Origin of the sequence: Noviherbaspirillum aridicola, assembly GCF_019656455.1 — a bacterium.
Classification (GTDB): domain Bacteria; phylum Pseudomonadota; class Gammaproteobacteria; order Burkholderiales; family Burkholderiaceae_D; genus Noviherbaspirillum; species Noviherbaspirillum aridicola.
In genome coordinates this window covers 1-25556 of sequence record NZ_BPMK01000006.1, presented here as the reverse complement: position 1 = coordinate 25556, position 25556 = coordinate 1, and the positions used below count along the sequence as shown (strand labels likewise).

The following is a 25556-nucleotide window of genomic DNA, read 5'->3' as shown; positions in this document are numbered from 1 at the left end:
GGCATGCCTACCCGTTCTAAAAAGGTGTTGGTAAGCGGGTTGTAATTCCGTAAAATCCCTTGACGGTGTAATGCTTTCAGGGGATTTTGTTTTGCCGAAGATATTTCCGGGAGAAGATGGCGCAGAGGGAGGGGAGTCTACTGACTCGCCCGAAAAGCCGCGCTCTTCCTCGAAAAAATCAGCCGGTGCAGCAGGGTCTTCCATTCCCCGCATCCCGCCGCCGGTCGAGGGCATCCAGGTCAACTTCTGCAAGGCCCCAACCTGTTCCAACTTCGGCGTCCCGCCTAACCCCATCAGCAGGCGTGGACCGGGCTCCTCTAGCCACGACACCTACGTGCTGTCGGGCGGAATCAGTAAGCGCGGCACTCCTCGCACAGCCATCAAGTGCAAGCTGTGTGGCGATACACCCCCGCTCAAATCCAACTTGGCTATCGCTCAGGAAGTCGCGCGGCTCATGGCCTATCTCGACGGCGAACCTGAGCCGTCCTGCCAGAACTCGGCTTGTGCCCAGTTCGGCTTGGGAGTTCACTCCAACCGAAGCCGGTACATGAGCCATGGCCGTACCGCTCATGGCTCCCCGCGCTTCCGCTGCAAGGAGTGCGGGTCTACTTTTGCGGTCGGCGGCCCCACTACTGGCCAGAAGAAGCCCCATGAGAACCGGGAAATCTTCATGGAACTGGTCAACAAGGCTCCGTTCCGCCGCATCATGGAAAAGCGCGACATCTGCGCAGCCACGCTCTACGGCAAGATTGACTTCCTGTTCGCCCAATGCCTGCGCTTCCTGGGCGACCGGGAAGGCAAGTTACTGGAGCGGCTGCCTTTGGGTCACCTGTCTATTTCCGTAGACCGGCAGGACTACTACACCAACTGGACCCGGCGGGAGGACAAGCGCAATATCCCGCTACATTCGGTCGTCTCGGCCGACAACCGCACTGGCTACGTTTTCGGAGCGCACCTGAACTTTGACCCCCGCTTTGACCCGGAAGAGGTCGAAGCGGATGTCCGGTTGGACGATGACGACCTGCTGCCGCAGGAATACCGGCGTAATGCCCGGTTCTGGCTCAAAAGCGACTATGACGCTTCCATAGCGGCGACCGCTGCAAGGAAGCGGTATAAGGGGAAGAAAACGGTGCTCGATGCGGCTGCGGCTCGGTATGCCACGGCGGCCGACCGGGAGGACGTCGAGGTATCGGACGAATTTGACAGGGAGATGCAGTTGCCGGGTACCGGGATGCAGGTTCACGGTGAGTACACCCTCTACGCTCATTTCCAGGTACTCAAAAGGTCGCTGGCCGGCGCACAAAGCATCACTTTCTATCTTGACCAGGATGCTGGCATGCGGGCGGCCTGCTTTGCTGCCTTCCATGAGGAGATTCAGCACGACTTCGTTCATGCCTTCTTCGTTACGGTCAAGAAGGAAATGACCAAAGGCCAGAAGTTGGCGGCCTTCAATGAGGCGCAGAAGCGGTTTGCGGCTGCCAAGGCGTCGATGGGGCTGCTGGACGACGAGTTCATCAAGATTGCGCTCATCAAGGAGCAGTTGCCATTGATGAAGGAAATCGGCGGCTACAAAGACAAGTGGCTCCTGCATCCACTGCCGACCATGAACGAGCCTGAAAAGGCCTTGGCCTACTTAACCGCTCGGCCGGATTCCCAAGTGAGCGAGGACCAGTTGGCGAAGATGTACCTGTACGGCTCGATGTACGGGGCCGACCGGTTCATGGAGCTGATTCGCCGCCGGCTGAGCCCTTTGGAGCGAGCCCTATCAAGCTCCAGCGCGGCCGGCCGTATGTGGTACGGCTATGCGCCCTACAACCCCCGAATCATTGAGAAGCTGCTGCTCCTGCTTCGGGTCTACTGGAACTATTGTTTTGTGCCGAAGGGCAGTAAAGACGGCAAAACACCGGCTGAGCGGCTGGGGCTGGCAAAAGGGAAACTACGTGTCGAAGACATCCTCTACTTCGACGGAAACAAGAAGCCGTAGCGGGTGAAGATAGCGCGCGCAACATGAAAGACTCACCTCAGGCTCCTGTTGGCAAGGGGCAGACATTGATTCTTTAAAAGAGGGATACGTCTATATCTTTTCCTCTAGCCACAAGATTGCCTGTGCCATGTCGTTATAGAAGACTCGGTACGCACCTTCGCCGAATTGCCCAAAAGCGATTCGAGCCAGATAAGCGATACGAGTATTGGGGACCAAAACGGCTCTTCGTAGCGGAATGGGACCTATCTGTTCCCAAGCCTCCGAGTCCATTTTCTGTTGTAACAGAACCATATCGACCGTAGGGTCTTCCATCTCCAATGCGTCATATAACACCTTGACCTGACTCGTGTCCTTCACGAGTTCGAAAATACGATGCTGACACTCTTTCAATATCTCTTCATCGCATCGTCCACGTAGGCGTGCCAGAACGATTTCGCCTACCGGCTCTACCCAAAGCTGCTGATTCATCTTCAAAGTCACCGACGTTATAGCTGGACTCGATACTTTATCAGAAGCGTCGGGTATAGCGTACCTGCATCCTTGTTGGCTGTTTGACCATTTAGGCAAGAAAGCCCCCAAAACCTATCGGGTTTGGGGGCTTCTCAATCAAAATGCGCCTAAGGCTTCACCAACACCTTTTTAGAACGGGTAGCCGGCATGCCGGGGATTTTTTATCGGATCGTGCTGATTACAGCGGCTGGATCGCGGAAGCTTGCTTGCCCTTCGGGCCGTTGACCACTTCGAAGGAAACACGCTGGTTTTCCTTCAGCGACTTGAAGCCGCTCGACTGGATTGCGGAGAAGTGCGCGAACAGATCTTCGCCGCCTTCGTCCGGGGTGATGAAACCGAAGCCCTTGGCGTCGTTGAACCATTTGACAGTGCCTGTTGCCATGACATTTCCTTTTGATGTTGATATGAGCTTTCGCCCGTTGAACCTTTGAAGCCAGAAAGAAATGACAGACAGATACTGCACTACAGTTCAAACTTCAAGCGGTGGCGAATTGTACCCGATGTGGAAAACCGCGAGTGAAAATTATTGCCACTTGGTGTAAGCAGGCAATGAAGTACCGGCGGTCAATGAGCCCTGCTTCGCTCCACTGGCATGGTTGCTGCATCCGGGCGGACGAATCGCCCTATCAGCCACACCATGACCACTCAGCAAAACCCTGCCGCAGCCGGCCGCGGCAAACGCCGGCACGCCCCCATCCAGGAACATGAATTGCGCGACACCCTGCAGGAAGCCTTCGGCTTGCGCCGGCTGCGCCCAGGACAGCGCGAGGTGATCGACAGCGTCCTCGCGCGACGCCATACGCTTGCCGTGATGCCGACGGGTGCCGGCAAATCGCTCTGCTACCAGCTGCCGGCATTGAAGATGCCGGGCGCGACCGTCGTCGTCTCGCCCCTGATCTCGCTGATGAAGGACCAGGCGGAGAAGCTCGAAGACGTCGGTCTCGAGGCCGCGGAGGTCAACAGCACGCTGACGACGCGCGAGGAGGAGGAAGTGCTGGACCGCATCCGGCAGGCCGACCACGAGTTCATCTTCACGACGCCGGAGCGCATCGCGGACCCGGAATTCCTCGCCACCATACGACGCAACCCGGTCAGCCTGTTCGTGATCGACGAGGCGCATTGCATCTCGCAGTGGGGACATGACTTCCGCCCGGCCTATCTGCAGCTCGGCGCCATCGTCGCCGCGCTCGGCCATCCCACCGTGCTTGCCCTGACCGCGACCGCCACCGAAGACGTGATTGCCGATATCGGCAAGCAACTCGGCCTGGATGACATGCGTGTCATAAATACCGGCATCTACCGGTCAAATCTTCACTACCAGGTGGTCACCGCGACCGACGAATCCGAAAAGCTGTCGCACGCCGTGCGGCTGGCGCGGGACACCGAGGGATCGGGAATCATCTACACCGCGACCGTCAAGGCGGTCGAGGAAGTGCTCGGCGCGCTGCAGGAGGCGGGATTGAGCGCAACCTCCTATCACGGGCAGATGGGCACCAGGATGCGCACGGAGAACCAGGACATGTTCATGTCGGGCGCCAGCCGGATCATGGTCGCCACCAATGCCTTCGGCATGGGCATCGACAAGCAGGACATACGCTTCGTGATCCACTACCAGCTGCCCGCGAACCTCGAGGCCTATTACCAGGAGTCGGGCCGGGCCGGACGCGACGGCAACGACTCCGACTGCATCCTGCTCCACTACGCGCGGGACCGCCAGGTACAGCAGTTCTTCCTCGCGCGGCGCTATCCTGGCGCCGATGACATCAGCCAGGTCTATACCGCGCTGCAGGAGCTTGGCGCGCAGACGGGTCCGGTGACGCTGGAGCGGTTGCAGGACTCCCTCGACGACGTGCACGACAACCGCATGCAGGTCGCCCTCAAGCTGCTCAAGGACGGCGAACTGCTGCGCCAGGATGAACAGCTCGCCTACCATCTGGTTCGCGCCAATGCCAAGCCGAAGGAATTGCGGCAGCTGGTCGACGTGTATCGCGACAAGAGCGCGCGCGACCATGACGCGCTCGACCGGATGGTCTTTTATGCGCAGACCGGCTTCTGCCGATGGAAGGTGTTGCTCGAGTATTTCGGCGAAGAGGTCGAGTGGTCCCACTGCGGCGGCTGCGACAACTGCAGGCGGCCTCCGGAGCAGGACCTGAGCCCGGAACATGTGCGCCATCACGCGCCGCCGATGCAGGTGGAAAAGGGACCCGAGGTCGGGCAGGCGGTGAAGGTGGCGCGCTATGGCGAAGGCCGGGTCGTCTCGTCCGCCGGCGACAAGGTCACCATCAGTTTTCCCAACAGCGAAACCCGCACCTTCCTGCGCAACTACGTGGAACTGGTCTGAGCGCGCGCGGCCTTGCGCAGCTTCTTGGCATCGAACATGCGCTTGTCCGCGATCTTCAGCAGGGCATCGATGTCGTCGCCGTCGTCGGGGAACATCGCCCAGCCGATCGACACGCCGACGCGCGCGGTGCCGTGCTCGAGCGGCACCGGCGCCTCGACCACGTTGCGGATCTTCTCTTCCATCGCGGTCACGTCCGCGGGCTCGGTCAGTCCCTTGAGCAGGATGACGAATTCATCGCCGCCGTAGCGCGCCACGACATCGGTCACGCGCACCGACTCCTTCAGCCGCGCTGCCACGGTGGCAAGCACCCTGTCACCGGCGGCGTGGCCGTACTGGTCGTTGACGGTCTTGAAGTGATCGAGATCGATGAACAGCAGTGCGAAGTGCGGCCGCTCCCCGGCTTTCTGATCCAGCTGGCGGCGCAGGAAACCGATCTGTGCAATCAGCGAAGCGCGGTTGAATACGGCGGTCAGCTTGTCGATGCGCAGGTTGTGTTCCATCTCGCTGAACGACAGCGCCAGCTGTCCCAGCTCGTCGCGCCGGCGCAGGTTCAGGTGCGGCAGCGGCTGGCCTTCGCCGATGCGGCGTGCGGCGTCGGTGAGCTTGCGGATGTCGCCGAGCACGCGGCTGATCAGCGACATGCCGATCGCGATCGCGGCGAGTATGCACAGCACGGCGATCAGCACGCCCTGCATCAGGCTGCGCTGCACGCCCGCCGTGAAATCCGATTGCGGCACCGCCACTACCGTGAGCCAGTCCACGCCGTAACGCCCGCCGAGTTCGCCGGCGGCGATGCGCGCCTGGCCGGCGGCCAGCGTCACCGGCTCCCTGGTGCCGGCGTCGCGCCGCTTCCAGTCCTGGATGCCGAACCAGGCCCGGCTGATGAGCGCGGTGCGCATCTCGCTCACATGCATGCGCTTGGGCTGGCCATCGACCATGCGGAACGGCAGCTCCTGTCCGGAAGTCGCGATCATGTAGCCGTTGCCATCGATGACGAAGGCAATGCCGTTGTCGCTCACGCGCAGCGTGCGCAGAAAATCGGTCAGCAGCTTGAGCGTGACGTCGGTCGCCACCACGCCCACCAGGGAGCGGTCCGCGCGCCGCACCGCCTGCGCCAGCGTGATCGTCGGCTCCCTCGAACTGAAGTCGTTGTAGACCGGCGACCATACCGGCTTGTCCTGTTGCGCGGCGATGCCGTACCAGGGCCGCTTCCGGGGATCGTAGTCGTCATGCCGCAGCAGGCGCGCGCGGTCGCCGGGCCGGTTGGTGACGTGGACGCTGCGCCGGGGGGCGCCCGGGTCGCGGCGATACAGTTCGACCAGGTCGCTGCTGACGCGGTTGACACCGATGAAGCGGCCGTCCGCGCCGCCGAAGTACACGTAGTTGTTGACGTCCATGAAGAGCCCGCTGGCCACCCAGATGCGGGATTCGAGCTGATCGAGGTCGTTCGAGAATTCCTGGGGCTGAGGCAGCGTGGCGGGATCGGGGGCGATCGAGTGCAGGGCGACCAGGGCGCGCGCGAGATGCTCCTCGGTGTCGGCGCTGATGCGGCTCACCGCATCGCCGAGGATTCGGCTCGACAGATTGTCGACGGCGTCCTTGCCTGCCCGGTACGACACCCAGCCGATGGCGACCGAAACGAATATCACCAGCAGCACGTAAGGCAGCAGCAATTGCCGGCGCAATGAGCTCTTCGTCATCGTGTGTTCGAATAAAAAAAGGCCCCGACGGGCCTTGTCCCTGCATGCGTGATTTCCGCGCCGATTATATCCGGGCAACCAGAAAATTTCCTGGAGTCAACGTTCTAGTATTGAATAAAGCATATTTTGATTTGAGATTTATCAAGGCCCTCTTTGGCACTTACGCATTTGGATTTCCTCCAATTAGCTGTGTACTTCCTGTACTTCAATCAACAACTATATTTTTGAGAGGATCCAGCATGAAATATTCAGTATTGCTCGCGGCACTCGTCGCCACATTGACCCTCGGCGCCTGCAACAAGAATGACGCTGGCTCGGCAGGCGGCGAAGGCGGCACCAGCAGCTCTGGCGCTGCCGGCAGCACCGGCGGTACTGGCAGCACTGGCGGTACCGCAGGCGGCGCCGGCACCACCGGCAGCACGCCGGGCGGGGCAAGCAGCTCCAGCGATGCATCGGCAGGCTCGGCGGGCGGCACCACGCCGCCGGCAAGCGGCAGCGCAGGCAGCACCGCCGGCGACACCAGCAGCAGCGGCGCGGCCGGCAGCTCGCCGAGCGCAAGCGGCGGCACTTCCGGCGGCGCAGCCGGCGGGACCGGCAGCGACGCAAGCAGCGCGGGCGGCGCAGCCAGCAGCACCACGCCGCCGGCAGGCGGCAGCACCTCGGGCAGCACGCCGGGCGGTTCGTCGGGTGGCAGCACGCCGGGAGGCTCTTCCGGCGGCAGCAGCTCGGGCAGCTCGTCGAGCGATAGCTCGTCGGGTGGCTCTTCGGGTGGTTCTTCCAGCAGCACTCCGGGCAGCTCCTCGAGCGATAGCACTTCGGGTGGTTCTTCGGGCAGCTCCTCCAGCAGCACTCCGGGCAGCTCGTCGGGCAGCACTACCGGCAGCGGCTCGACCGGCAGCACTTCCAAGTAAAGCTGCCGCATCACTGGAAAGCCGTGCACCGCAAGCCGGGCACGGCTTTCTGCTTTTCACGGGGCCTGCTCATTCATCGGCGAGCCTGACTTCTTCCATTCGCAATTCCCCGCGCAGCATCGGCTTGACCAGTATCTTGTAGGTGTCGACGTCGAAGGAGCGCCGTGCGGCGCGGCGCGTCGGGGGCAAGCCGGCGACATCGTCGATCGAACCGAGATAGAACCAGTGGTCGACGACATGCGTCTGCTTCCAGCCATCGCATTCTTCGACGATGCCCATGGGGCCGGCCCAGGGCCAGACCACGATGCGCAGGTCGTCGAGCGCGGCCTGGAGACGCCGCCGGTGTTCCGCGAGCGGCTCGGCGCCGGTGCAGGCGCCAAGACAGCGCGAAATCTGCCGCGCGAAACAGGCGCGCCCGCGCATCGCCTGCTCCAGTCCTGTGAGGGCCGGACACAGCATGTGCATGTCCACGATCTCGCGCAGCTTTTCCAGCGCCGCCTTGCGGGTGGCGAACAGGCCGTACAAATGCTCGCTGCTGGCGAAGTCATGCTCGCGCGCATAGACGATTTCGGGCACGGAGCGGGCATCGGGCGAGAGGCGCAGCGCGCACATTTCACGGGTGCGGCGCAGCTTCTTGTTGTGCAGCGGCTGCAGGTCCTTGATCAGCCGCGACTCAAGCAGCAGCGCGCCGATGTCGCCCGCGGTGCGGCGGTATTCCACATAGCGGCTCTGCTGCAGCATGCGCGCCTCTTCGGGGGTGCGCAGATGGGAAAGCACGCGGCTGCGGATATTGACGCTCTTGCCGACATAAAGCGGCCGGTCCTGTTCGTCGCGGAAGATGTAGATGCCCGGCCGCGACGGCAAGGCGTCGAGGCTGGCGCGATCGATATGGTGCGGATAGGAGAAGCCGGCGGCGGGGTCGGGCCTGGCAAGCAGCCCGACGGAGGTGACACGTGGAGGCATCGGGGAAAAATCTTTTGCGCTCGGCGCCATGGTTCACATTCGGAACTGCGGTTTGTGAATGGTCACGGCGAATAGTATGCGAACTTGGAATTTGACTAATCGGGCCTGACATTTTACTGTATATTTGTACAGTATTGATGAGAAGCATCATCGTCCAGATTACTAGGAGGTCCGATGTCCGCATTAGTTTCACCGATAGAAAAATCCAACCGGCCCGAGCTTGTCCTGCACCATGCCGTCTGGCGCGCCAGCCAGATGGGTTCCTTCCAGGCTGCCGGCACCCCCACCGGCTATTCCGCACTCGACAGCGAGCTGCCGAATGGCGGCTGGCCCTCATCCACCCTGATCGAACTGCTGGTGCAGCAGGCCGGCATCGGCGAAATGCGCCTGCTGCGTCCCGCGCTGCGCCGCATCGCCGCGGGCCGCCGCATTGTACTGCTGCGGCCGCCCTATCTGCCGCAGGCAGCGGCATGGGCTGCCTGGGGGCTGCCTCCCGACAGCCTGCTCTGGGTGAAGGCGCCGCGCAGCGCGGATGCCCTCTGGAGCGCGGAACAGATTCTGCGCAACGGCAGCTGCGGCGCGCTGATTTTCTGGGAAGCGCATGCACGCCCGGAATCCCTGCGCCGCCTGCTGCTGGCCGCCCAGGCATCGGACATGCTGTTCTGGATGCTGCGCCCATTGTCCTGCCTGCCCCATGCATCCCCTTCTCCGCTGCGGCTGGCATTGCGCCCGGCCAGCGGCGGCATCGACATAGAAATCGTCAAGCGGCGCGGCCCGCGCCGTGACGAGCCCATCCATCTGCCCCTGGAAGATTCTCCCGCGGTAGCCGTTTCCCCTGTCTTGCCCCAGTCCTCCGATGCGCACCTGGATCAGCGTGCACCTGCCACTGCTGCCGCTCGAAACAATCCGGCCGAACTGGTCTGAAGCAGGCAGGCATGTGGTGGTCGCGCGCGGTCGCGTGGTGGCCGCCAGCGCACAGGCTGTCGAAGGCGGCGTGCGCATCGGCATGCGCAGCAGCGGCGTGCAGGCGATCTGTCCGGACGCGGCAGTGCACGAGCAGGATGCGGCGCGCGAGCAGGAAGCGCTCTGCGGGGTCGCTCTCGCGCTGCTGCAGTACACGCCGGAGGTGGCGCTGGCCGGCGAGCGCGATGTGCTGCTCGACGTCAGCGCCAGCCTGCGCGCATTCGGCGGCCGGCTGGCGCTGGCGCGCCTGGTCCGCGCCAGCGTCGACACGCTCGGCTTCACGCTGCGGCTCGGCATGGCGCCCACCGCGCAGGGCGCATGGCTGCTCGCGCATGCCGCGCAGAGGCGCCGTCGCGTGGTGCGCATGGAGCGCCTGGCGCAGTGGCTCGATGCCCTGCCCTGTCTGCTGCTGCCCGCCCTGCTGCCGTATGAGGAATGGCTGGCGGGGATAGGCTGCCGCAGCTTCGGGCAGCTGCGGCGCCTGCCGCGCGCCGGACTGCAGCGGCGCACCGATGCCGGCGTGCTCGATGCGCTCGACCGCGCCTATGGCCAGGCGCCCGAGCTGTTCGAGTGGGTGCAGGCGCCGCCGGCCTTTCGCGCCCGCCTGGAACTGCCAGATCGCATCGAGCACGCGGAAGCGGCCCTGTTTGCCGCACGCCGCCTGCTGCAGCAGCTCAGCGGCTGGCTGGTCGCGCATCAGTTCGCGGTAACCCGTTTTCTGCTGCAGCTCGAGCATGAACGCGGGCGTCAGGCCGTCGCGCCGACGCCGCTGGAGATCGCGCTGGCGGCGCCCGCATGGCGCGAAGATCATCTGACCCGGCTGCTGAAGGAGCGGCTGGCACGCATCGTCCTGACCGCTCCGCTGATCGGCCTGCGCCTGGAAGCGCTGCAGGTGGAAACGATGAAGCCGCCGACGGACTCCCTGTTCCCCGACCCCGGCGCCACGCCCGAGGAGTTTCACCGGCTGCTGGAATTGCTGGGCGCGCGGCTCGGCGATCACAGCGTGCTCACACCGGCGCTGCGCGCCGATCATCGCCCGGAGGTATGCAATGCCTGGGTGCCTGCCGCCGGGCCTCGCACACGGCGGACGGACGCGGCGCCGGAATTCGCCGAGCGTCCCTTCTGGCTGCTCGAACAGCCCATCGAGCTGATCGTGCGCGAACACCGGCCGGTATTCAGATCGCCGCTCAAGCTGGTCAAGGGGCCGGAACGGATTGAGTGCGGCTGGTGGGATGGCGGACTGATCGTGCGCGACTATTTCATCTACCAGGAGGATTCGGCCACCTGCTACTGGCTTTACAGAGAGCGCCGCGAGGAAGAAGTGCGCTGGTTCCTGCAGGGCTTCTTCGCCTGACCTCGCCCAAGGTGGTTTTTGCAAGCCTTTGCCGTATCAATGGCAAGAACAACTTTCCATAACTTCCAGGAAAATTTCCTAATTTTCATTTTCTTACGAAATTTTTCCTCTTTTTCGCGACAAGATTGCGCGCACTCGATCCGGCCCGGGGTGGCTCGGTTTATACTGTACACCCATACAGCGAGCTCTCACTATTCCCATGAAATTGTTCGAAGGTCACAAACTGCAGGCAGCCCGTGCACGACTGGCACTTGCGGTGGATGCGATCGCAGAACGCTACCGCACCGCCGGCCGTCCCCTCACCTGGCGCCTGGTTCACGAGATTGAAAAGGAAGCCCTGCAGATGCTCGAGCAGGCGGGCGATCTCGACAAGCGCTACATCCGCATGCTGCGTTCATCTCGCTGGGGCTACGTCCCGCGAGTCAACCAGCCGGCCGATCTCGAAAGCTGCGAGTCATTGCCGGTAGCGGTCAAGATGATCCGCCGTGCCTACTGCACCTATCATTGACATGACTTGATCCAGTGCCGTGCGGCGAAACCTCTTGCCGCCGGCACGACTCCAACTGCAAACGACGGAATTCCTCCGGCGTCTCCTGTCGGAGACCGATCATGCACTCCCTCATCGCAAGAATCCTTCTCCTCCTGGTGGTCTTCACCATTGCGGTGCCGGAGTCCTACGCCAAGCGTGCCGGCAGCGGCCGCTCCAGCGGCAGGCAGTCCTCCGCGCTGAAGCAAAAACCGGCAGCTCCACCGGTATCGAGAACCGCACCCGCAGCCCCTCCCGCCCCAGCGCCGATACAGCGCGCCCAACCCGACGCTCCGCCGGCACCCGTTCCACCCACCGCGCCGCGGCAAACGCTGCCGCGGGAAGCCGGCAGCCCCTGGGGCGGCATGCTTGGCGGCGCCCTGCTCGGGCTCGGCCTGGGATCACTGATGTCGTCCAATGACCGGCAGCCGGATACTGCGGCGCAGTCGGAAGGCGGCAGCGGCAGCGAAACCGGCAGCGGCGCCTCGGGCACCAGCGAAGCCGAAGCCGCCATCGAAGCACGGCAGGCAAGCGAACCGGTCCCGCAGAACAAGCTCGGACCGGTGCTGCTGCTGACGGTACTGGCTGCGATCGTGTTCCTGGCCGCACGCCGCTTCCGCGCACGCCGGCGCTGAAGTCCATTCCGTGGCGACGCCGGCAGGCCGCCGGCGCCGTCATTTCCGCTACTGCTTGCGTCCGACGAAACCGCCGACGATGGTCGCGCCGCCGCTGCCCGACAGCGTGAAGGCGCCGCCGATTTCCGCCGGCCCCGCACCGCTGCCGCCAGCGGCGACGGGTCCGAAGTAGCGTGCACCGAGACCGCCCGCGAGCGTGCCGTTGTTCACCGCGCCGTTCAGGTAGTTGGCGACGTTCGAGCCCGCCGCCCCCATCATCACCGTCGCGTTCATGGTGGCCGGGACCGGGGTCTGCGCCTCGTTGTCGGTGCGGGTGTTCTGAATCACGATGCTCGCCTGGCGCGTGGCGAAATTGACCGTCACCTGGCCGATGCCGCGATAGAAGGACGCCTCCGCGGTGCCGTTCGGCGCATACCAGCCATAAACCTGCACCGCATAGCTGGCAGTGCCGCTGGACGGCACCTGGGCCGGCGCCGTCACATTGCCGAAGGCCACCATGCCGCTGCGGCTCTGGTTGTGCTCGTCGGTGCCCGCGCCCGCGGTCCACTCGACGATCTGGACGGTGTCCTGCGTGACCCAGGCGCCCAGATTGGCGTACTGATAGCCCCAGTTGTTGAAGAAGCGATAGCCCTTCGAGCCGGGGAACGGCACGCCGGGACCATTCCCGCCGGGGAGGATGGTGGGATTGCCGTTGGCATCAGGCGGTCCGTCCCCCGCGTGCACGTCGCCGTCTCCATGCAGGCGGCTGGCTACCGTGCTGTGCGGCAGAGTGCCGCCCGACAGCCAGTCGCCGGGATAGTGCTGAATGCCGGCGGTCTCCGTGGTCGGACACGGCGTGAAGCCGCAACGGCTCGGTTCGCTGCGCGGGAAGTAGCTGTTGTTTGCATAGTTGAGCTGGGTGCCCGCAGTGCCCTTGGTGGCGAAGTCGTAGAAGCCGAGGTTGGAGCGATGCGGCAAGGCCCCGAAGGAAATCAGGCCGTTGGAATCGATGGTGACCCGGCCCTGGGCGGTGCGGAAGGTTTCGACGATGATCGGGCGCTCGACCTTGCCATCCCACGAAATGCCGAGATTGCTGAGCAGTAGCGCGGCGCTGGATATGGTGCCGTCCCCAGCCTTGGCTACCCGCACTTCGGCAAGTCCTCCGGAGGCTGGCGCAAGTCCATAGGCCGCGGTCGGATCGGCGATCGGCTTGGCGAGGTCGTTGGTGGACTTGCCGTAGGCCTGGACGCCGGATGCGGTCAGGGTCACGCCATTCTCGGTGCGCAGGATGGTGTTGCCGCTGCATTGCCAGCCGCTGCCATCGACGCAGTTCATGGTGAGCGTGGCGCCCGGCACGGGGGCCGGCATCGCGGGGGATGGCGTCGGCGCGGGCGTGGGCGCGGGGGTCGGAGATGGCGTTGGCGCCGGCGCGGGTGAAGGGGTCGTCGTCGCGTATTCGCAAATCTTGTCGGCGCCGGGCAGCGGATCGCCAAAGACTTCGTTCGAGCATTCGATCGAACCGGTCACGGTGCGCGTGGCCCAGGTGCCGTTCAGGCCATAGCGAACCTGGGTGGTGCCGGGGACCGTGCAGGTGCCGTACTCGTCGGCGCACTTGATCCATGACGGCGCCGGGGTGGGTGCGGGTGCAGGTGCAGGTGCAGGTGCCGGTGCGGGTGCCGGTGCGGGCGAGGATGTGACGGTCACGTATTCGCAGACCTTGTCGGCGCCGGGCAGCGGATCGCCAAAGACCTCGTTGGAGCATTCGATCGAACCGGTCGCGGTGCGCGTCACCCAGGTGCCGTTCAGCCCGTAGCGGACTTCACGCGTGCCGCTGAAGGTGCAGACCTGATATTCGTCCGCGCACTTGGTCCACACTTCCGGCGCCAGTCTCGTGCTGCCGCCGCTGCTTGCCTGCTCGCCGCTGCCGCTGCCGCCTCCGCAGGCACTGAGCCCGCCGATCAGGGCAAGCATGAGGCCTGACCTGGTTTTTCCCGACTTGCGCATTTTTCCTCGCTCCATGTTCGTGAATGAAAGATGTCGAAAGTCTAAGATTGGCGTTTTATTAACTCTTGAGAACAGTCAAGTGCCTACCCGATTGCGTGGCTGGTAAGAAACAAATTCGGACGGGATATCGATAATTTCGCTTATACTGGTTTTTTATACAGTATTTGCCATGTCCCCGCCCGGTCTGCCCGCCTATGCCGAACTCCAATGCGTAACCAACTTCAGTTTCCTGCGCGGCGCTTCGCATGGCGAAGAGCTGGCCGCGCGTGCCGCCCAGCTCGGCTATTCGGCGCTGGCCATCACCGATGAATGCTCGGTCGCGGGCGTCGTGCGCGCGCACGTGGAAGCCAAGAAGATCGGCCTGCACCTGATCATCGGCAGCCAGTTCCGGCTGGTCGATGAAAACGGCGAGCTCGCCTGCTCGCTGATCCTCCTGGCGAGGAATCGCGAGGGCTACGGCAATCTGTGCGAGCTGATCACGCTCGGACGCACGCGCGCGGAAAAAGGCAGCTACCGCCTCCATCCATCGGACATCGACGATCCGCGCGGCGAGCTCGCGCATCTGCGCGGCATGCCCGACTGCCTGGCGATCCTCGCGCCCGAACATGGCGTGGACGCCGGGCGGCTGGCGGCGCAGGCGCAATGGCTGCGGCGCAGCTTCCCCGGCCGGGGATGGATCGCGATGACGCTGCTGCTGCGCGCCGGCGACGACCGTCATCGCGCGACGGTGGAACAGGTGGCGCGGGCCCAGCGGCTGCCGCTGGTGGCCACCGGCGATGTCTGCATGCATGTGCGCTCGCGCAAGCCGCTGCAGGATGCGCTGACCGCGATCCGGCTCGGCAAGGCGGTCGGCGAATGCGGTTATGCGCTGGCACCGAACGCGGAACAGCATCTGCGTTCGCGGCTGCGGCTGGGGAACATCTATTCGGCCGAGGCGCTGGCGGAGTCGGTGCGCATTGCGCAGCTGTGCAGCTTTTCCCTCGACGAGCTGCGCTACGAATATCCGGATGAACTGGTGCCGCCCGGTGAAACGCCCGCCAGCTATCTGCGCAAGGAAACCTGGATCGGCGCCGAGCAGCGCTACCCCCAGGGCATTCCGCTGCAGGTGCAGCGACAGATCGAACATGAGCTGGACCTGATCGCCGAGATGGGCTACGAGCCCTACTTCCTGACGGTGTTCGACATCGTGCGCTTCGCCCGCAGCCGCCACATCCTGTGCCAGGGACGCGGCTCGGCGGCCAATTCCGCGGTCTGCTACTGCCTGCATGTGACCGAAGTCGACCCCGCGCGCGGCAACCTGCTGTTCGAGCGCTTCATCTCCAGGGAGCGCAACGAGCCGCCGGACATCGATATCGATTTCGAACACCAGCGGCGCGAGGAAGTGATCCAGTACGTGTATCGCAAATACGGCCGCATGCGGGCGGCCCTGACGGCGGTGGTGATCAGCTACAAGCCGCGCAGCGTGCTGCGCGATGTGGGCAAGGCGCTCGGCGTGGACCTGGGCATCGTCGACCAGGTGGCCAAGTCGCATCGCTGGTGGGACGGCAAGAGCGGGCTGACGGAGCGCTTTGTCGAATGCGGGCTGGACCCGGCGTCGCCGATCGCGCGGCACTGGACGTCGATCGCGGAAAAGCTGATATATTTTCCGCGGCATCTGTCCCAGCATCCGGGCGGCTTCGTGATCGCGCGCGGCAAGCTGTCGCGCATGGTGCCGATCGAGAATGCGAGCATGGCCGAGCGCAGCGTGGTGCAGTGGGACAAGGACGATCTCGATGCGCTCGGCCTGCTGAAGGTCGACCTGCTCGCGCTCGGCATGCTGTCGATGATACGGCGGGCGCTGGACATGATCAGCGACCTGCGCGGCGAACCCTTCGGCATGCAGGACATTCCGGGCGAGGACCCTGCCACTTACGCGATGATCCGCGAGGCCGACACCGTCGGCGTGTTCCAGATCGAGAGCCGGGCGCAGATGACGATGCTGCCGCGGCTGCGGCCGAGACGCTTCTACGACCTGGTGATCCAGGTGGCGATCGTGCGCCCGGGGCCGATACAGGGCGGCATGGTGCACCCCTACCTGCGCCGCCGCCAGGGCCTGGAGCCGGTCAGCTACCCGAAGGATGAAATCCGGCCGGCGCTGGAACGCACCTGCGGCGTGCCGATCTTTCAGGAACAGGTGATGCAGATCGCGATGCTCGCCGCCGACTTCACGCCCGGCGAAGCCGACCAGCTGCGGCGCGCGATGGCGGCCTGGCGGCGCAAGGGCGAGATGTTTCGATTCCAGCAGAAGCTGCGCGACGGCATGGCCAGGAAAGGCTATGAAGACGCCTTCATCGAATCCATCGTGCAGCAGGTGGAAGGCTTCGCCTCCTACGGCTTCCCGGAAAGCCATGCGGCCAGTTTCGCGCTGCTTGCCTATGCCAGCTCCTGGATCAAATGCCATGAGCCGGCGGTGTTCCTGGCGGCGCTGCTCAACAGCCAGCCGATGGGTTTTTATGCGCCGGCGCAGCTGGTGCAGGACGCGCGCCGCCACGGCGTGCAAGTGCGCCCGGTGGATGTGACCGCGAGCGACTGGGACAGCACGCTGGAAGCCGCGGACGAGGGGCACGCGGTGCGCCTCGGTCTCTCCCTGGTGCGCGGGCTGCCGCGCGAAGCCGGCTGGCGCATCGAGGAGGCGCGCGCCGTGCAGCCGTTCGCCGACATCGACGACCTGGCGCTGCGCGCGCGGCTGCCGCGTCATGATCTGGAAGCGCTGGCCAATGCCAATGCGCTGCGCACCCTGGCCGGCAACCGGCGCCAGGCATTGTGGCAGGCGGTCGCCGGCGGCGCCGGCCGGGATCTGCTGCGCGATGCGCCGGTGCGGGAAGAAGCGCTGCAGCTGCCTGCGCCGAGCGAAGGCGAAGCCATCGTCGCCGACTATCACACGCTGGGCCTGACGCTGGAGCGCCATCCGCTGGCGCTGCTGCGGCCGCTGCTGCATGCGCGGCGCTTCCTGCCGGCCGACGTGCTCAATACTTTCGCCGACGGCCAGATTGCGCGCGGCTGCGGCATCGTCACCGTGCGTCAGCGCCCTTCCACCGCCAGCGGCACCGTCTTCGTCACCATCGAGGATGAAACCGGGCCGGTGAACGTGATCGTGTGGCCCGGACTGGTGGAGCGGCAGCGCAAGGAATTGCTCGGTTCGCGGCTGCTCGGCGTCTACGGCATCTGGCAGACCGAAGGCCGGGTGCGCCACCTGGTGGCCAAGCGGCTGGTGGACATGACGCCGCTATTGGGCCGCCTGGTCACTCACAGCCGGGATTTTGCATGAATGATTTTCATGTCAAGGTCATCCAGCAACACGACCGGAAATCGCACTTGGCGCCAGTGGCGCGGGTGCCTACAATGCCTCACTCCTCTCTCTGCAGTCCTCATGAAACCCGAATTCGACTCCGTACTCCATCTGCTGCATGGCGCAGCATCCGGCACGCTTGCCACGCACTCGCTGCAACTGCCGGGGTATCCGTTCGCCAGCGCCCTGCCCTTCGTCCCGGATGAAGCGCATCGCCCGGTTTTCCTCGTCAGCGGCCTGGCCGAACACACGAAGAACCTGCTGGCCGACCGCCGTGCCAGTTTCCTCGTCACCGGCAATGGCGAATCGCTGCTCGCCGGCCCGCGCATCACCCTGCTTGGCGACGCGCTGCGCACCGATGCCTCGCCGGAGCTGCAGGCCCGCTACCTGCGCTACCAGCCGGATGCCGAGCAATACCTGTCGCTCGGCGATTTCGCCTTCTTCGTGCTGCAGCCGAAACGGGTGCGCGCGATCGCCGGCTTCGCACAGATGGGATGGCTGGAGGAAGCCGACTGGCACGATGCAACGGTACTCACGCTCGCCGACGAAGCGGGCCTGATCCAGGACTTGCTGGGCGACCTGCCGCCGCGGGTGCGGCTGCTCGGGCTGGATTGCTATGGGATCGATTTTGAACGCCAGGGCAAGCGGGAGCGTCAGCGCTTCCCGAACATGCTGGACTCGGTGGAGCAGATACGGCTGAGCGCGCGCCGGCTGCTCGGCGCGCTGTAGCCGTCCCGACGTGGTGCGGGACCCTGTGCCCGCACTACCCGAACAGTAGATCCGGGCCGGCTTCGTTCAGCGTCTTGCAGCCGGTGAGCGCCATCGCGATTTCGAGTTCATCGCGCAGCAGGCGCAGCACGTGCGATACGCCCATCGCGCCCGCATTGGCCAGGCCGAACACATAGGGACGGCCGACCAGTACCGCATTCGCGCCCAGCGCAATCGCTTTCAGGATGTCGGTGCCGCGCCGGATGCCGCCATCGACCAGCAGCGGATAATCCGCCCCCACCGCGGCGCGAATGCGGGGAAGCACCGCGGCGGTGGCGGGCATGGTGTCGAGCGTGCGGCCGCCGTGGTTGGAGACGATGACCGCGGATGCTCCGGCCGCCATCGCCAGTCTCGCATCCTCTGCATGCATGATGCCCTTGAGGATGACCGGCAGGCGGCTCGCGCCGCGCAGCCATTCGATGTCGTCCCACGATGGCGCCGTCGCGAGCAGGCCGTCGAACATCCGGCTCTGATGCGCTTCCAGCGCGATCGGCGCCTGCGGAGGCAAGCCGGCAAGATTGACCGCGGAGATACCGGCCGGCAGACGAAAACCCGTGCGCCGTTCGCGATCCCGCGCGCCGCTGCTCGGCGCATCCACCGTCACCACCAGCGCCTCGTAGCCAGCCTGTTCGGCGCGCTGCACGAGCTCCCGCGTGAAATCCCGGTCATGCTGGAAGTAGAGCTGGAACCAGAGCGGTCCGCGCGAGGCCTCGCCCAGCACCGCCTGCGCGACCTGCTCCATGGGCACGCTGGCCTGGCTGCTCAGCACCAGCCCCGCGCCGTGCGTCGCCGCCGCATAGGCGGTGGCGATCTCGCCGTCCTTGTGCGCCATGCGCTGGAACGCGACCGGCGCCAGCAGTACCGGATGCGCCAGCGTGCGGCCGAGAAGCTGCACGCGGGTATGGCCGCCGGTCAGCCGGCGCAGCACACGGGTCGTCAGACGAATGTCGTCCCACGCGGCGCGATTGTCACGCAGCGTGATTTCATCCCCCGCGCCGCCGGCGAAATAGGCCCAGGCGTTGTCGTCGAGCCGGGCACGCGCATGCTGCTCGTGGTCGGCCAGATTGACGATGCCGGCAGGGATTGCTTCGACGGCGGGGATATGGCTCATGTGTCGGCCCACATGCGCAGGAGGTTGTGGTAAGTGCCTGTCAATTGCACCACCGACGGGTCCTGCTCGCCGAGCGAGTCGCGCAGCTTGAGCAGCGCCATGTCCATCTCGAACAGCAGCTGACGCTGGTCGCCGCCGCGCACCATGCTCTCGATCCAGAAGAAGCTGGCCAGGCGCGCGCCGCGCGTGACCGGCGTGACCTGATGCAGCGTGGTGCCGGGATACAGCACGAGGTCGCCCGCCGGCAGCTTGACGCGGCGCTCGCCCTGCGGATCCTGGATCAGCAGTTCGCCGCCGTCGTACTCGTCGGGCTCGGCGAGGAACACCGTGCAGGACAAGTCGGTGCGCACCCATTGCGCCGGATTGCGCGAGTGCAGCACCGCGCCATCGATATGGGCGCCATAGTAGTTGCTGTCGCCGCTGTAGCGATTGAACAGCGGGTTGAAGATCTTGCGCGGCAGCGCCGCGGAGAAGAACAGCGGATCGCGCTGAACGGCGCCGAGTATCAGCGTCTGCAACTGGCGCGAGGCATCGCTGTCCTGCGCCAGTTGCTCGTTCTTCTTGCGGGCGACCGCCTGGCCGCCCGCGCTGACCCGCCCGTCCACCCACGCCGCCCCTGGCCCGAGCAGAGCCCGGGCCGTGGCGAGTTCGTCGCGGGTGAGGACGTTTTTCAGATGCAGAAGCATAGATTTCCTAGAACATCGCCTTGAGCGTCAGTTCCACACGACGGGGCGCGCCCGGCGTGTAAAAGCCGCGGTAAAGGGAATCCGCGTAAAGCCTGTCGGTCAGGTTGAGAACGTTGAGTTTCGCAGACCAGGTTTGGTTGATTGTGTACTCCGCCATGGCATCAAAGACGGTGAAACTGCCCGCAGTGACTCCACGGTTGCCTTCCGGAGTCTGCTCGCCGCGATAAGTCGCACCCGCGCCAAGGCGCAGTTGCGGCAGGATGCGATAAGTCGTCCACAGGCTGCCACTGTGCTTCGGCGTCAATGCAGGTCTATCTCCCTCAACCTGTGAATTACCGGCGGGAACACCACCCGGCTTGCCGACATTGCTCTCGTCAATTCGGGCGACCGGAATCCAGGTATGGTTGAAGAACACCTCCCACTTCGGCGTAATGCGCCCGGCCAGGTTAATCTCAATGCCCTTGGCGTGACGTTTCCCGGACAATAGCTGCTCCGGGTTTTCAATCACCGGATCAGTATTGCGCTCGTTATACTTTTGACTGTAGAACGCGGCTATGCCAAGAGATGCACGATTTTCAAACAATTCCCACTTGCCACCGACTTCAAAATTGCGGCTCTTCTCGGGATCCGTCCTCGCATCTTTTGCATTCGGTGCGTTAACAGCGAACTGGTAGGTATCGCCCGAGGTGTTGTACGAGGTCCCAAACGAAGTGTAGTAAGAAGAGATCGCGTTTGGTTGGTATAGCGCGCCTACTCGCGGAGACCACAGGTTGTCGCTGCGCTCGAAGCTGAAACCATTGAAGTCGCGGTACGAAGCCTTGAAGTGGTCGAAGCGAATACCGCCGAGCAGCTTGACTGTCGGGGTAATGCTGATCATGTCCTGCGCGTACACACCGATGTTCCGGGCATCAAAGGTCGTATACCGCGGCGCTCCCCGGGTGTCCCCGACGGACGCGCCGTTGTTCGGGTCGCCGACTGTCGTTCCCGGTTTTGCGACCGTAGGAACGCCGATGTAATTGTTTGCCCGCTTCGCGTCTTCGTCATAAATATCGACACCAGCCAGAATCTCATGCTGACGCCCGCCGAGATTGAATTTGCCGGAATAATCACTTGCAAGCTGCGTCGTATCGCTCACGCTTAAGCGTCCCTTCGGAGTGCGCCTGAGTGCGGTAGCATCACTGAGCGTATCCGACGTTACAGGTGAGGTAAAACCAACTGCGCTTACCCACAGATCGCGCTCGTATCGGCCGTGACGAAGCTGAGTCCTTAGCTGGGCGCCGTCGTCGAATCGATGCAGGTGCGAGACGGTGCCGTAAGTTGCTTCGCTATCAAGGTAGTCGCTGGCCAACCCGTAGTAATTTTTGGCCGACAACTCCTCCACGATGCGCCCCCGCGTATTATTGGACCGTACCGAGGTACCGTTGTCGAGGAGCCAGGGATGATTGTAGAGAGGTCTTCCGTCGATACGGAGATGATTCAGCCCTACGCTGAATTCATCTCGCGTACCGATGCCCCAACTATACGTCGGTGCAAGGCCATACTTCTTCTGTTTGGCCCCCCAGTTCTCAGCATCGTGCGCCATCACGTTCAAACGCAACGCGGCATCCTCGCCGGTCTTGAGATTGAAATCCCCCGTGACGCGATGAAGGTTGCCAGTACCGACCGTATAGCTAGCCTCGTTCTGATCGAACAAGAACGGCTGCTTGCTCACTTGGTTGACAATGCCACCCGTTGACCCCCTGCCAAATAGCATCGATGCCGATCCCTTCAGCACTTCGACGCGGTCGTAGTTGAAGGTATCGCGCTCATAAAGGGTGCTGTCGCGCAAGCCGTCACGATAGATATCGCCAGCCTGCCCAAGCGAAAAGCCGCGCAGGCGAACATCCTCCTCGCCTGTCTCGCCTGCCTGGAAGGTCACGCCCGCGGTCGTGCGCAGCACTTCGCGGAAGTCATCCAGATTGCGGTCGTTGAGCAGACGCTCGGTCATCACCGTCACGGATTGCGGAATATCGCGCAGCTCCTGCGTGCCCTTGCCGATGTTGGACGTGGTTGCGCGCAGCGATTCCTTGCTCTGCGTTTCGCGCTGCCCGGTCACCTGCACCGCGGGCAGGACCTGATCGGCGGAGGCCGGGGCCTGGGCCGTCGTTTGTGCTGTCGCCGAGACCGATGCGGCCAGCATCAGCGCGCCGAGCGGCAGACTGGCCGGCCGGCGTGTCTCGGCGTCGATCATGGTCTGGGTTTGCCGGACGTGTTGCTGCGCCTCCGGCGGCCGGCTTTTTGCTGCTTTCTTCTTCATTGGAATTCCCTGTGAATAGTTATCTGAATCGTCCGGCTGGCTATCCACAGAGACTGGCTGGCTGCGATGTCATGCAATACAAAAACAAAAGCGGAAAACGGTACGGATTATTTATAGCCGACGCGATCGAGAATCTTTTGCGCCGGGATCTGGTTCTTGCCGATGGCGGTGATCGAGACGTTTTCGGACTTGAACTTGCCCATCTGCTGCAGCACCGGATTCCTGGCGACGGCGCTGTCGACGACCGGCCATTCGTTATTCCCGTTGGCGAAATAGGCCTGGGCTTCGTCGCTGGCGAGGTATTCGAGGAACTTCACCGCAGCGTCCCTGTGGGGCGCGTTCCTGGCGATCGCGCCGCCGGCGACGTTGACATGGGTGCCGGTCGTCTGCTGGTTCGGCCAGACGAAGCCGACCTTGTTCATCATTTCGCGGTCTTCCGAATTGGTCGACCGCAGCAGGCGCGCGTAGTAGTAGGAATTCGCGAGCGTGATGCCGCACTCGCCGCTGGCGACGCTCTTGATCTGGTCGGTGTCGCCACCCTGCGGCGGACGGGCGAAGTTGGCGACCATGCCCTGCGCCCATTTCTCGGTCGCGGGTTCGCCGTTACGCTCGATCATCGCGCCGATCAGGGACAGCATGTAGGGATGGGAGCCGGAACGGGTGCAGACCTTGCCCTTGTGCGCGGGGTCGGCCAGGGATTCATAGGTGGCGACGTCGTCGCGCTTCACGCGCACCTTGTTGTAGACGATGATGCGGGCGCGGGTCGACAGGCCGTACCACTGCGCGCCCTGCCCTTCGTCGCCGCCGCGCAGGTTGGCGGGAATGCGCTCTTCCAGCAGCTTCGACTTCACCGGCTGGAACATGCCCTCGACCTGGGCGCGCCACAGGCGGGCGGCGTCGACCAGCAGGATCACGTCGGCCGGGCTGTTCTTGCCTTCGTTGCGCAGGCGCTCCATCAGGGCGGCGTCGTCGGCTTCGATGCGGTTGATCTTGATGCCGGTCTGCTTGGTGAAATTGGAATAGAGCTGTTCGTCGGTCTGGTAATGGCGGGCCGAGTACAGGTTGAGCACGCTGTCCTGGGCCTGGGCGGATACGATGGCGCCGAACGAGAACGCGGCGGCGATGGCGGTACGCAATACGGCTTTCATGGGTCTCCTGGTCGGAAATCGATAAGGATGGGCTGCTAGCGCGCAGCCTCGGGATCGGTGATGAAGCCGATCTTGTTCAGGCCGCCGGTCTGGGCGGCGGCCATCAGGCGCGCCACGTTTTCATAGGCGGTCTTGCGGTCGGCGCGCAGGTGCAGCTCGGGCTGCGGCGACTGCGCGGCGGCGGTGGCGATGCTGGCCTTGAGCGCGGCTTCGTCGACCGCATTGCCGTTCCAGCTGATCACGCCGTTGGCATCGATGGAGACTTCGATGTGCGGCGGCTTGACGTCGTTGGGCTGGGCTTCGGCGCGCGGCAGGTCGAGCTTGACCGAATGATTGATGACCGGGATGGTGATGATGAAGATGATGAGCAGGACCAGCATGACGTCGACCAGCGGCGTCATGTTGATCTCGGACATCACGTCATCGTCCTTGTCGGGACTGCCGAAGCTCATGCCTCCCCCTTGCGCAGGCTGACGACGTTGACGGTCTGGCCGCCGCCGTTCTGACCGACGCGGCCGCCGGTGATCAGGTAGGCATGCAGGTCGTGCGCGAAGTTGTTCAGGTGGGACAGCATGGCCTTGTTGCTGCGGGTGAGCGCGTTATAGCCGAGCACCGCGGGGATCGCGACGACCAGGCCGAAGGCGGTCATGATCAGTGCCTCGCCGACGGGACCGGCGACGCGGTCGATGCTGGCCTGGCCCGAAACGCCGATGCCGACCAGCGCGTGATAGATGCCCCAGACCGTGCCAAACAGACCGACGAAAGGCGCGGTGCTGCCGACCGAGGCCAGGACCTGCAGGCCGCTCTGCAGCTTGCCGGTGACGTTTTCGATCGAGCGGCGCAGGCAGCTCGTGACCCACTCGCTGAGGTTGAGCGCGCCGTGCAGGTCTTCCTTGCTCATCGCATGGTGCATGGCGGCGTTGGCGCCGTCCTCGGCGAGCGCGCGGAAGGGATTGCTGTGGCGGTCGGGCGCGAGCAGGTTCATGCCCTCTTCCAGGCTCTTGCTGTGCCAGAACTTCTCATTCGCGACGGCCGCCTGGCGGCGCAGCCGCATCAGGTTCCAGGCCTTGATGACCATGACGTACCAGGACAGGATGGACATGATCAGCAGCACGATGGCGACCGCGCGGGTGATGGAATCGCCTTGTTGCCACAGGTTGGCAATACCGTAGGGGTTGTTCATGAGCGTACTCTCGTAAAAGACATTCAGTTCAGTTTGAAATCGATCGGGACCTGCACCCACTCCGCCACCGGCGAGTCGCCGCGGCGAGCCGGGACGAAGCGCCACTTGCGCACCGCATTGAGCGCGGCCTCGTCGAACAGCGGCGAACTGCTGGGGCGCAGCACCTGCACGTCGCCCGCATGGCCTTCAGCGGTGACGAACACGCGCAGCACGACCCGTCCCTCTTCGCCGGCCCGCCGCAGCAACGGCGGATAGACGGGCGCCGGGTTGTTCAGATAGGCGGCGTTGAAGCGCGGCGGCGTGACCGGGACCGGGGCCGGCGGCGCGGGCGGTGCGGGGGGAGCCGGCGGCGCCGGTGCGGGCGGCTCGGGCGAGGCGACCGGCGCCGGCGCGGTCGGCTGCGGCTCTGCTTTTTCGGTCAGCGCCTTGTCGCTGGTCGTGGTCCTGGGCGGCTCGCGCTTCGGCTGCGCCTTGGGGATGGGCTTCTTCGGTTGCGGCTTGGGCTCGGGCGGCTGCGGCTTCGGCGGTTCCGGCCTGACCGGCTCGGGCCTGGGCGGCGCGACCATGGGCAGCATCTCGACCATCACCATGGGCTGCGGAATGACGGGCGGCACGGGAGGCTTGCCGGCGCCGAGCGCCAGCCAGGCCAGCAGACCGAGATGGAGCGCGAAAATCAGCGTCAGAACGCCGGCTTTCACGTTGAGCGATTGATTCATAGGTTTATTGTTGTTGCTGCGGCGGCCTTTGTCAGCTGCCTGCTTGCCCTGTCACCGGGGACGCAACGGCGGGATGACTTCTACCAAGAAAAGTAATGATAACAATTCTCATTTAAAAAGAAAAGCAAAGTTGCTTGACTTAAGGCAAAAATCCGTAGAAGCAGTATGGATATTTGATGCGGATCGCATCAGGCAAGACAGGCGGCTCGCCTTGCCTGCCCTTCATCATAGGAAAAGGCGGCATGGCGAACCAAGGGGGGTCGGGCGTCCCCTTGTAGTGGGAAGTCGAGACCCGGCGGGGCCTGCGGTTCAGGAGCGCATGGCGCGGCTCATCTCATGCACCGCCTCGACCAGCACCGCGACCGATTCGGGGGGCGTGAACTGCGAAATCCCGTGCCCGAGGTTGAAGACATGGCCGTGGCCGGGCGTGCCGTAGCTGTCGAGCAGCCG

General features: G+C 64.2%; 22 protein-coding genes. 8 read left to right on the top strand and 14 right to left on the bottom strand.

Annotated features, from left to right (window positions below; translation table 11 throughout):
* The first annotated feature begins 70 nt into the window (after positions 1-70).
* Positions 71-1984, top strand: coding sequence for a hypothetical protein (locus NCCP691_RS07625; RefSeq protein WP_220807672.1), 1914 nt, complete (start codon positions 71-73; stop codon positions 1982-1984).
* A gap of 90 nt (positions 1985-2074) precedes the next feature.
* On the opposite strand, the gene NCCP691_RS07620 is transcribed toward NCCP691_RS07625, so the two are convergent.
* Together NCCP691_RS07620 and NCCP691_RS07615 are read right to left on the bottom strand one after the other, a co-directional pair.
* The gene (locus tag NCCP691_RS07620) at positions 2075-2452 is read right to left on the bottom strand and encodes an STAS/SEC14 domain-containing protein (protein WP_220807671.1); all 378 of its coding nucleotides are present in this window, start codon (positions 2450-2452) and stop codon (positions 2075-2077) included.
* Between the two features lie 220 nt (positions 2453-2672).
* A complete protein-coding gene (locus NCCP691_RS07615; protein ID WP_220807670.1) occupies positions 2673-2876 on the bottom strand; it encodes a cold-shock protein in 204 nt (67 codons plus the stop codon).
* A 255-nt stretch (positions 2877-3131) separates the two neighbouring features.
* On the opposite strand from NCCP691_RS07615, the gene NCCP691_RS07610 reads away from it, so the two are divergent.
* The gene (locus tag NCCP691_RS07610; RefSeq protein ID WP_220807669.1) at positions 3132-4835 is read left to right on the top strand and encodes a RecQ family ATP-dependent DNA helicase; all 1704 of its coding nucleotides are present in this window, start codon (positions 3132-3134) and stop codon (positions 4833-4835) included.
* Here the strand turns inward: NCCP691_RS07610 and NCCP691_RS07605 are convergent.
* The 3 genes from NCCP691_RS07605 to NCCP691_RS07595 all read right to left on the bottom strand — a co-directional run bounded on the left by NCCP691_RS07605 (position 4817) and on the right by NCCP691_RS07595 (position 8409).
* Positions 4817-6535 (bottom strand): diguanylate cyclase, encoded by a 1719-nt coding sequence (locus NCCP691_RS07605; protein WP_220807668.1) that lies wholly within the window; start codon positions 6533-6535, stop codon positions 4817-4819. The two genes, NCCP691_RS07610 and NCCP691_RS07605, sit on opposite strands and share 19 nt — an antisense overlap.
* Before the next feature lie 205 nt (positions 6536-6740).
* Positions 6741-7442: a hypothetical protein gene (locus NCCP691_RS07600; RefSeq protein ID WP_220807667.1), complete on the bottom strand. Its 702-nt coding sequence runs from the start codon at positions 7440-7442 to the stop codon at positions 6741-6743.
* Between the two features lie 73 nt (positions 7443-7515).
* Complete coding sequence (locus tag NCCP691_RS07595; RefSeq protein ID WP_220807666.1) at positions 7516-8409, bottom strand: endonuclease; 894 nt, start codon at positions 8407-8409, stop codon at positions 7516-7518.
* A 174-nt stretch (positions 8410-8583) separates the two neighbouring features.
* Between NCCP691_RS07595 and imuA the strand changes: the two genes are divergently transcribed.
* From imuA to NCCP691_RS07575, 4 genes are all read left to right on the top strand, one after another.
* Entirely contained in the window at positions 8584-9333 is a 750-nt protein-coding gene (gene imuA / locus NCCP691_RS07590; protein ID WP_220807665.1) for a translesion DNA synthesis-associated protein ImuA, read from the top strand.
* A complete protein-coding gene (locus NCCP691_RS07585; RefSeq protein ID WP_220807664.1) occupies positions 9266-10726 on the top strand; it encodes a Y-family DNA polymerase in 1461 nt (486 codons plus the stop codon). The genes imuA and NCCP691_RS07585 overlap by 68 nt, the downstream gene beginning before the upstream one ends.
* Positions 10727-10925: 199 nt before the next feature.
* Complete coding sequence (locus NCCP691_RS07580; protein WP_220807663.1) at positions 10926-11234, top strand: DUF2471 family protein; 309 nt, start codon at positions 10926-10928, stop codon at positions 11232-11234.
* 101 nt (positions 11235-11335) lie between these two features.
* Positions 11336-11887, top strand: coding sequence for a hypothetical protein (locus NCCP691_RS07575; protein ID WP_220807662.1), 552 nt, complete (start codon positions 11336-11338; stop codon positions 11885-11887).
* Between the two features lie 48 nt (positions 11888-11935).
* Here the strand turns inward: NCCP691_RS07575 and NCCP691_RS21515 are convergent, their stop codons facing one another.
* Entirely contained in the window at positions 11936-13837 is a 1902-nt protein-coding gene (locus NCCP691_RS21515) for a HupA family protein (RefSeq protein ID WP_220807661.1), read from the bottom strand.
* 202 nt (positions 13838-14039) lie between these two features.
* Here NCCP691_RS21515 and NCCP691_RS07565 point away from each other — a divergent pair, with 202 nt between their 5' ends.
* Positions 14040-17177: an error-prone DNA polymerase gene (locus tag NCCP691_RS07565; RefSeq protein ID WP_220807660.1), complete on the top strand. Its 3138-nt coding sequence runs from the start codon at positions 14040-14042 to the stop codon at positions 17175-17177.
* A 102-nt stretch (positions 17178-17279) separates the two neighbouring features.
* Positions 17280-17927 carry a HugZ family pyridoxamine 5'-phosphate oxidase gene (locus NCCP691_RS07560; RefSeq protein ID WP_220807659.1) on the top strand — a complete coding sequence of 216 codons (648 nt, stop codon included), beginning with the start codon at positions 17280-17282 and terminating at the stop codon, positions 17925-17927.
* Between the two features lie 34 nt (positions 17928-17961).
* Here the strand turns inward: NCCP691_RS07560 and NCCP691_RS07555 are convergent, their stop codons facing one another.
* The 8 genes from NCCP691_RS07555 to NCCP691_RS07520 all read right to left on the bottom strand — a co-directional run.
* Positions 17962-19077, bottom strand: a complete 1116-nt coding sequence (locus tag NCCP691_RS07555) for an alpha-hydroxy acid oxidase (protein WP_220807658.1) — start codon at positions 19075-19077, stop codon at positions 17962-17964.
* Positions 19074-19763: a Fe2+-dependent dioxygenase gene (locus tag NCCP691_RS07550; RefSeq protein WP_220807657.1), complete on the bottom strand. Its 690-nt coding sequence runs from the start codon at positions 19761-19763 to the stop codon at positions 19074-19076. The genes NCCP691_RS07555 and NCCP691_RS07550 overlap by 4 nt, the downstream gene beginning before the upstream one ends.
* Positions 19764-19770: 7 nt before the next feature.
* On the bottom strand, positions 19771-22059 hold the full coding sequence (locus NCCP691_RS07545) for a TonB-dependent receptor (protein WP_309295111.1): 2289 nt from the start codon (positions 22057-22059) through the stop codon (positions 19771-19773).
* 107 nt (positions 22060-22166) lie between these two features.
* Complete coding sequence (locus NCCP691_RS07540; protein WP_220807656.1) at positions 22167-23207, bottom strand: Fe(3+) ABC transporter substrate-binding protein; 1041 nt, start codon at positions 23205-23207, stop codon at positions 22167-22169.
* A 35-nt stretch (positions 23208-23242) separates the two neighbouring features.
* Positions 23243-23659 (bottom strand): ExbD/TolR family protein, encoded by a 417-nt coding sequence (locus tag NCCP691_RS07535; protein WP_220807655.1) that lies wholly within the window; start codon positions 23657-23659, stop codon positions 23243-23245.
* On the bottom strand, positions 23656-24390 hold the full coding sequence (locus tag NCCP691_RS07530; protein WP_220807654.1) for a MotA/TolQ/ExbB proton channel family protein: 735 nt from the start codon (positions 24388-24390) through the stop codon (positions 23656-23658). Before NCCP691_RS07530 ends, NCCP691_RS07535 begins: the two co-directional genes overlap by 4 nt.
* 23 nt (positions 24391-24413) lie before the next feature.
* Positions 24414-25106 carry an energy transducer TonB gene (locus NCCP691_RS21510; RefSeq protein WP_220807653.1) on the bottom strand — a complete coding sequence of 231 codons (693 nt, stop codon included), beginning with the start codon at positions 25104-25106 and terminating at the stop codon, positions 24414-24416.
* Positions 25107-25415: 309 nt separating this feature from the next.
* Positions 25416-25556: uroporphyrinogen decarboxylase family protein (locus NCCP691_RS07520; RefSeq protein ID WP_274387229.1), on the bottom strand; the 141-nt coding region annotated here is incomplete at its 5' end.